5 protein-coding genes are annotated in these 8,086 nt (G+C 39.2%); 4 read left to right on the top strand and 1 reads right to left on the bottom strand.

Going from position 1 to position 8,086, the window contains the following annotated elements:
* A partial coding sequence (locus B879_RS23190) for a hypothetical protein (protein ID WP_040400421.1) occupies positions 1-196 on the top strand: 196 nt, incomplete at its 5' end.
* A gap of 216 nt (positions 197-412) precedes the next feature.
* On the opposite strand, the gene B879_RS10070 is transcribed toward B879_RS23190, so the two are convergent.
* On the bottom strand, positions 413-1,681 hold the full coding sequence (locus B879_RS10070) for a peptidoglycan DD-metalloendopeptidase family protein (protein WP_040400424.1): 1,269 nt from the start codon (positions 1,679-1,681) through the stop codon (positions 413-415).
* Between the two features lie 315 nt (positions 1,682-1,996).
* On the opposite strand from B879_RS10070, the gene aspS reads away from it, so the two are divergent.
* The 3 genes from aspS to pheS all read left to right on the top strand — a co-directional run bounded on the left by aspS (position 1,997) and on the right by pheS (position 8,068).
* Positions 1,997-3,757, top strand: coding sequence for an aspartate--tRNA ligase (gene aspS / locus B879_RS10065; RefSeq protein ID WP_009185069.1), 1,761 nt, complete (start codon positions 1,997-1,999; stop codon positions 3,755-3,757).
* Between the two features lie 233 nt (positions 3,758-3,990).
* Positions 3,991-6,861, top strand: a complete 2,871-nt coding sequence (locus tag B879_RS10060) for an outer membrane beta-barrel protein (RefSeq protein ID WP_009185068.1) — start codon at positions 3,991-3,993, stop codon at positions 6,859-6,861.
* Between the two features lie 178 nt (positions 6,862-7,039).
* Positions 7,040-8,068: a phenylalanine--tRNA ligase subunit alpha gene (pheS, locus tag B879_RS10055; protein ID WP_009185067.1), complete on the top strand. Its 1,029-nt coding sequence runs from the start codon at positions 7,040-7,042 to the stop codon at positions 8,066-8,068.
* Positions 8,069-8,086 lie beyond the last annotated feature (18 nt).

Below are 8,086 nucleotides of genomic sequence, written 5' to 3'. Positions count from 1 at the left end.
TTCATTACATCAACAACTTTATTTTTTAATATTCGGTCTATTTGATTTACTGTTAAAGGCTAGCTGGTTTCCAGCTAGCTTTTTTATTTACATCCAAAATCAAGGTCCTTTACATAACCTAAAGATGAGCGATCAAGTTAATTGGAGTCTCAAAAAACAACAGCAAATTATTTTCCCCGCCATTGATGACAGGTAAACATTAATTAAAAAGAGGTTGTATCATAAGTCAAATGGAGGCCCTGAGATATGGCTATATGAAATTTGATTCAGATAACTGCCCAAATAAAAAAGAGGCTGTCCCTATTTATGAAACAGCCTCTTTTGATTCAAGAAAATACCTTTTAAGGAGAAATTATTTCTAAGCAATTCAAATTAAAAGTTTTGTACCCTTAAGCCCTTTGAGTGGCATTTTTTATTTATCAGCCAGTAATTTACCTCTATTCTTAGTGTAAGGAATAGCAGAAATTTGCTGCATTTTTTCGATCTTTACTTTTTCAAAAGCAAGCAAATTTTCAGTGAGAATTGGGTCAGAAGGTGGAATTTCTTCTTGTAACCAATCCACTTGTTTGCCATTTTTCCAGAACCTGAAACATAAGTGTGGACCAGTTGCCAAACCTGTGCTTCCCACATAACCAATCACTTGTCCTTGTTTTACCCGCTCTCCAGGTTTAATCCCACTGGCAATTTTAGACATGTGTAGGTATTGGGTGGTATAGGTACCGTTGTGCTTGATTTTTACATAATTTCCATTAGCGCTGGTAAATCTGGCTTCAACTACCGTTCCATCTCCAATGGTTCTGATTTCTGTGCCCGTCGGAGCTGCATAATCTGTGCCTAAATGTGGTTTGTATCTTTTTTGAACTGGGTGAAACCTGTTGAGGCTGTACCGGCTACTAATTCTTGTAAATTCCACTGGATCACGGAGAAACTCTTTCTTAAAGCTGTTTCCTTCCTGGTCAAAGAAACTAACCTCTCCATTTTGTTCAAAAGGGATGGCATGATATGCTTGACCTTTATGCTCGTAGAAGGCTGTCTCAATTCCATCAAATCCAACAGTCACTCCATCTATCACTTTTTCCCTGTAAATCACCTTGAATTTATCTCCTTTTGGGATTCTCTGGAAATCAACATTCCAGCCATACAAATCAGCAAACTTATTGATCAATTCATGAGAAGCTCCTAACTCCATCATGTCTTGATAAAGGCTTTTTGTAATCAGCCCCCCAAATTCAACTCTTTGAATTTCTACTGGTTTCTCTTCTTTGTAAATCTGGACCTCCTCAAGGTTAAAGACCACATATTCTGCAGGATTGGGTTCATAAATAAAAAACTGCGCCTGAGAAGAATCCTTAGGTGTCATGACAATAAACTTCTTATTGAAGGCTATCCTTCTGACATCAAAAACCTCCTTGGATTTTCTGGCAATCTCATCGATGATTTGATAAGGGACATTGAAAGGGGCCAGGATAGTCGAAAGCGTCTGGTTTTTGCCCACTATACCTTCAATTACATCCAATTCGTCGATGTTTATTCCATACAACAGATTTTCTTCAAACTCTTCTTCTTCCAGGACGATTTCTTCTTCTACTTCAGAGCTAACAGCAAGGTTATTTCCCAGCAAATAAAACCCGCCAGCCAATGCAAAAATTATGGCACTGGCACTGATCCATTTTTTATTCATTTTCCGGTCTGCTTTTTGGGTTGGCAAGCGAATGACCAAAGAAATTTAAATTCCGGTCAAATTCCAAATTTTTCCCAGTTAATCTAGGAATTTTAACATTTTAAAAAGGATTCATCGAAAAGAATTGGATGCAAAAAGGTACTTACTGATTTGGAATTTTAAAGTTATTGCCATCTTTTTTTGTTAACATCATAGCTATTGTTGATAGTTTTTACCAATTGTTGAAGTTTTTGCGGATTCCCATTCATGGAAATAGCATACTCCCAAAGCTTTGTTTATCTTTGTCCACTCAAAAAAATACAAGCTTATTAGATCATGCTAAGAACACATACTTGCGGAGAATTAAGAATCGAAAATACTGGCCAGGAGGTAAGTCTGGCGGGTTGGGTCCAAAGGGTCAGGAATAAAGGAGGGTTGATTTGGGTAGATTTAAGAGACAGGTATGGCGTGACCCAGTTGATTTTTGAGGAAGGTTCTACTGATAACAGCTTGTTGGAAAAAGCAGCCTCCTTAGGCAGAGAGTTTGTTGTTCAGGCTCAAGGGAAAGTTTTGGAACGAACTTCCAAAAATGATAAAATTCCAACTGGAGACATAGAGATAAAGGTGGAGAGTTTGGAAGTCTTGAATCCAGCTAAAGTTCCTCCATTCATTATAGAAGATGAAACTGATGGAGGTGATGACCTCCGCATGAAATACAGGTATCTTGACCTAAGAAGAAACAACGTCAGGCAGAAGCTTCAGCTCAGGCACAGGATGATGCAGGAGACCCGTAAGTATATGGATGCCCAAGACTTTATTGAAGTAGAGACACCTGTTTTGATCAAATCCACTCCAGAAGGGGCCAGGGATTTTGTGGTGCCAAGTAGGGTCAATCCCGGAGAGTTTTATGCGCTTCCCCAATCCCCTCAAACTTTCAAGCAGTTGTTGATGGTGAGCGGTTTTGACCGTTATTTCCAAATTGTAAAATGCTTCCGGGATGAAGATTTAAGAGCTGACCGTCAACCTGAGTTTACCCAGATTGACTGTGAAATGTCTTTTGTGAGTCAGGAGGATATTTTACATACTTTTGAAGGTTTGGTCAAGCATTTATTCAGAGAAGTTAAAGGAATTGAATTAGAGGAAGTAAAAAGAATGACTTATGCGGATGCCATGCGTCTTTATGGCAATGACAAGCCTGACCTAAGATTTGATATGCGTTTTGCAGAACTCAATGACCTGGCCCAAGGCAAGGGTTTTGCGATTTTTGACCAAGCAGAGCTAATAGTTGGGATTTGTGCCAAAGGGGCTGGCGAATACACAAGGAAACAGCTGGATGAGTTGACCAATTGGGTAAAGCGACCTCAAATTGGTGCAAAAGGACTTGTTTATGTAAAATGCAATGCAGACGGCACGTTCAAGTCTTCTGTAGATAAGTTTTATTCCAATGAGGATCTCAAGGAATGGGCTGAAAAATTGGGTGCAGTTCCTGGAGACCTTTTACTTGTTTTGAGTGGGGAAGAAAAATCTACCAGGAAGCAGATGTCCGAACTCCGTTTAAAAATGGGAGAAGAACTTGGTTTAAGAGACAGGTCTGTTTTCAAACCTCTTTGGGTGGTAGACTTCCCATTATTGGAATGGGACGAGGAAACACAGCGATTCCATGCCATGCATCACCCTTTTACCTCACCTAAAAAAGAGGATATCCCATTATTGGAAACAGACCCAGGTGCGGTCAGAGCAAATGCTTATGATTTGGTCGTTAATGGTGTTGAGCTCGGAGGAGGATCTATTAGGATTCACGATCGATTAACTCAACAATTGATGTTCAAGCATTTGGGCTTTACCGACGAGGAAGCACAAAAACAATTTGGATTCTTGATGGAGGCCTTTGAATATGGTGCACCTCCTCATGGTGGAATTGCATTTGGGTTTGACAGGCTTTGTGCCATTTTTGGTGGGTCTGATTCAATCAGAGATTATATCGCATTCCCGAAAAATAACTCCGGCAGGGATGTGATGATTGATTCTCCAAGCACCATTGCAGAAGAGCAATTGAAGGAACTTTCCATCAAAGTGGATATTGTACCAAAGGTATAAACTGCCAATTTTGACTGCTTTATTATTCCGTTAAAAAAATGCATTTAAGGACAGCAATTTGATGGATTAATAAAGCAGTTTTTGCTTTCAATTCCTTTAAAAATATTTTTTTAGGTTTACCCTGAATTTTTACCATTCATATTTGAAAACACCCATTCAAAACTTTCACCCCACTGAGATTAAACTTTTTAGTAAATCGCGCTGTCTAAAGAGAGATTATTAAACTTAAAACCATGAAAGCAGTAGCTTTAAATTTACTTTTATTTACATTTTTATTTGCCTACACCTCTGACTTACAAGCACAAAGGGGTGATTGGAGAAACCAGGATATTTTCCTGAAAGGCCGGGTGATAGAAGGTGAAGCCAAAGAGGGCATGATTGGGGCCAATGTCTTATTGAAGACGGTAACAGATTCTTTGTTGGTATCAACTGTAACAGGGGTGGATGGAAGTTTTGAAATCCGCAGGCCTTTGATTCCCAGTGTCAAATTGGAAATCATTTTTTTGGGATATCAAAAAATAACGATAACCCATAACCGAGGTGATGCTTTGGATCTAGGGACTTTGGTTTTAATTGAAGACAGCAAGCTACTTGGTGAGGTGATCATAGAAGGCCAGATTCCCGTTGGTGAGGTTAAGGGTGATACCACTTCTTTTAATGCCAACGCATTTAAGACAAGGGAAAATGCAGATGCGGAAGATTTGGTAAGAAAAATACCTGGGGTTACCATACAAAACGGCGAAATACAAGCTAAAGGGGAACAGGTACAGCGCGTATTGGTAGACGGAAGAGAATTCTTTGGGAATGATCCTTTTCTGGCCTTAAGAAACTTACCCGCAGATGTGGTTGATCGAGTAGAAATTTTGGATCAAAGGTCTGATCAGTCTAGGTTGACAGGCTTTGATGATGGTAATTATTCCAGGACCATCAATATTGTGACACGTCCAGATAGGAGAAGCGGTCAGTTTGGTAGGATATACGCAGGCGGTGGTACACAGGATAGGTATGCTGCCGGAGGAAATTTCAATTATTTTAAAGGGAATAAAAGGATATCCATTATTGGATTATTCAATAACATCAATCAGCAAAATTTCTCCTCACAAGACCTTGTTGGCGTAACTGGTGGACAAGGAGGAGGAAGAGGTGGTTTTGGCGGTGGAGGTAGACCCGGGGGCGGCGGCAATAATAACTTCCTGGTTGGGCAAGACCAAGGTATCATCACCACCAATAGTGTGGGCTTGAACTACAGTGATAAGTTTGGTGAAAAAATGAATTTTACAGCCAGCTATTTCTTTAATTCCACCAACAATAACCTTTTCAGGTTGACCAACAGAGAAATTATTCTTTCTGAGACTAATAGACAATTTTATGAAGAAAGTTTACTGAACAATATTAAAAACAACAACCACAGGATCAATGGTAGGATAGAATATGATATTGATGAGAAAAATGCATTGATCATTACTCCTTCTATCAATTTCCAGAACAATACCACCTTTAATGACAGAGATGGTCTCAACTTGTCGGGGGTGCTGAATCCCTTAAGTAGTACAAGAACGATTTCTGATGCCAATACAGAAGGTTACAACATCTCGAATAATTTGGTATACAGGTATAAATTAGGCAAACAAGGCAGGACCATATCCACTACAGTCTTTACCTCCTGGAATAAAAGGGATCAATTGTCTGAATTGATTGCTGCGAACAGGGATTTTATAAGAGATATTAGAGATACAATCAATCAAGAGACTTTTGGTCTTTCAGATGGATTTAATTATAGGGCTACTGTTCAGTTTACAGAGCCTGTTACAGAAAAATCATTATTGACGGCTTCATATCAGGTGGGAAACAATAAGACCTCAGCTGACCAGCAAACCTTTAGTAAGATACCTGAATTAGGCATTATGGTTTTGGATACGGCCCTGAGTAACGTGTTTGATAATACTTTTACCATTCAAAGGCCGAGTGTTGGTTACAGTTATAACTTGAAAAATTGGAATATCAATACCAATTTAGATTATCAATATGCTGTGCAGAACAATGAAGCGCTGTTTCCTTTGGAGCGGACTTTTAACCAAACTTTTAGCAACTTTCTTCCCGGCATGAATGCCTCATACCGAAATAGGGAAAAAGGTACCTCTTTCAGGTTAAGGTATAGAACAAATACGCAAGAGCCATCTGTTAATCAATTGCAAAATGTGATCAATAACCAAAATCCACTACAGTTAGTAGTGGGTAATCCAGATTTGAAGCAGGCATTTTCCCACTCAGTTTTCACCAATTTTTCAAAGATCAATTTAGAGAAAAACAAGACATTCTTTTCCTTCCTGTTTTTGTCTGTGACAGAAAATTTCATTGGAAATAGCACCTTTTTAACACAGACCGATTCACTGATCAATGGAGAGGTGCTTTTGAGGCCAGGTGCTCAGATCAGCAGGCCGGAAAATTTATCAGGCCAATTTAGGTCAAGGTTGTTCATGACCTATGGTAGCCCTATTAAAAAGCTGAAATCCCAATTCAATATGAATTCAAGTGTAGCTTTTAACAGAACACCTGGCCTGATCAATGACCAGAAAAATTTCAATGACAATATTGACTTGAGCCAAGGACTTACCCTGACCAGTAATATCAGTAAGGATGTAGATTTCACCCTTTCTACCACCGGAACTTATACGATTGTAAACTCCAGTTTACAGACTAATCTGAGTAATAACTTCTACATCCAAAATTCTAATATCCGGTTTTATTATTCTCCCAATAATGGAAAGCTATTTGTTTCGAATACAGTAAACAATATGCTATATCGGGGACTTTCTGCTGATTTAGACCAATCCGTATGGTTATGGAATATTGAAGCTGGATACAGGTTCTTGAAAGAAAATAAGGGAGAATTGAAATTTATTGTTTTTGATTTGCTCAATCAGAACAATGCCATTGGAAGGACTGTGAATGATGTAACCATAGAAGATACCTTTACAAGAGTGCTGACTAGATATGGGTTGGTCTCTTTCACCTATATCATCGGAAACTTCAAGCAGCAGCAGTCCAATCAGGGTGGACCTCAAATGGGAAGACCTTGGGGCGGGGGAGGAAGAACCTGGTAGAATTGAAAAAAAAGGAATTAAAAATAAGAAAGTATAATTGACCACCAAGATGATTAAACTTGGTGGTTTTCATTTATTCATGACTTTAGGGGTCTTATCTTTGATTTTTGGGTGCCTGAAAAAAGGAGATTTACCGTCAATTGTTTTAGATTTGTGCTTCTGAAAAATTAAAAAGCACATGCATCAGGAAAAAATAGAAGCGATCAAGTCCGCCATAGCCGCAGCCGATGCAGGCAATCAGGATGAACTTGAGGCCTACAGGATGAAATTTATCAGTAAAAAAAGTGTTGTAGGGGAGCTTTTTGCCGAAATGAGAAATATTCCCAATGAAGAAAAAAAGGCTTATGGGCAACTGGTAAATGACGTCAAACAATTGGCAGAAGCCAAATTCCAAAATTTAATTGAGAAGGTCAATGCCTCTTCCAAAAAGGAGAAATCCATGGATTTGGATTTGACGCTTCCTCCCAGCAATATTGCAGTAGGGGGGATACATCCCTTAACGGCAGCCCGTCAGCGTATCATTGAAATATTCGAAAGAATAGGTTTCAATCTTTCAGAAGGTCCGGAAATTGAGGATGACTGGCATAACTTTACCGCTTTGAATTTCCCTGAAAACCATCCCGCTAGAGAGATGCAGGATACTTTTTTCATTGAAAAAAATCCGGATATCGCCCTAAGGACGCATACTTCCTCTGTACAGGTGAGGGTTATGGAAACACAAAAGCCACCTATTCGTACCCTTTCTCCTGGAAGAGTTTATAGAAATGAGGCCATTTCGGCCCGTGCTCATTGTATTTTCCATCAAGTGGAAGGATTGTACGTGGATGAGAACGTAGGATTTGCTGATCTTAAGAATACGCTCTATCACTTTGCTAAGGAGATGTTTGGCAAAGAGACTAAAGTAAGGTTCAGACCTTCATTTTTCCCATTTACAGAGCCTAGTGCAGAAATCGATATCAGTTGTCAACTTTGCGGAGGTAAGGGCTGTAATGTTTGTAAGGGAACAGGCTGGGTAGAAATTGGAGGCTCTGGAATGGTAGATCCAAACGTATTGGAAAACTGTGGTATTGATTCCAAGAAATTTACAGGTTTTGCTTTTGGAATGGGTATTGAGAGAATTGCCATGTTGAAATACCAAATCAAAGACCTGCGGCTCTTCACGGAGAACGATGTCAGGTTTTTGAAGCAGTTTAGGCCGCTTTTATAGATAAAAAAATAATAGAAA

The sequence above is a fragment of the Cecembia lonarensis LW9 genome (assembly GCF_000298295.1).
Lineage (GTDB): Bacteria > Bacteroidota > Bacteroidia > Cytophagales > Cyclobacteriaceae > Cecembia > Cecembia lonarensis.
Note: the sequence above shows the minus strand (reverse complement) of the source record. Positions and strands in the feature narration are given on the sequence as shown.

Bases quoted from the DNA above. Each gene is read 5' to 3' on its own strand.
- B879_RS10070 (WP_040400424.1), bottom strand. From the start codon at position 1,681: ATGAATAAAAAATGGATCAGTGCCAGTGCCATAATTTTTGCATTGGCT.
- aspS (WP_009185069.1), top strand. From the start codon at position 1,997: ATGCTAAGAACACATACTTGCGGAGAATTAAGAATCGAAAATACTGGC.
- B879_RS10060 (WP_009185068.1), top strand. From the start codon at position 3,991: ATGAAAGCAGTAGCTTTAAATTTACTTTTATTTACATTTTTATTTGCC.
- pheS (WP_009185067.1), top strand. From the start codon at position 7,040: ATGCATCAGGAAAAAATAGAAGCGATCAAGTCCGCCATAGCCGCAGCC.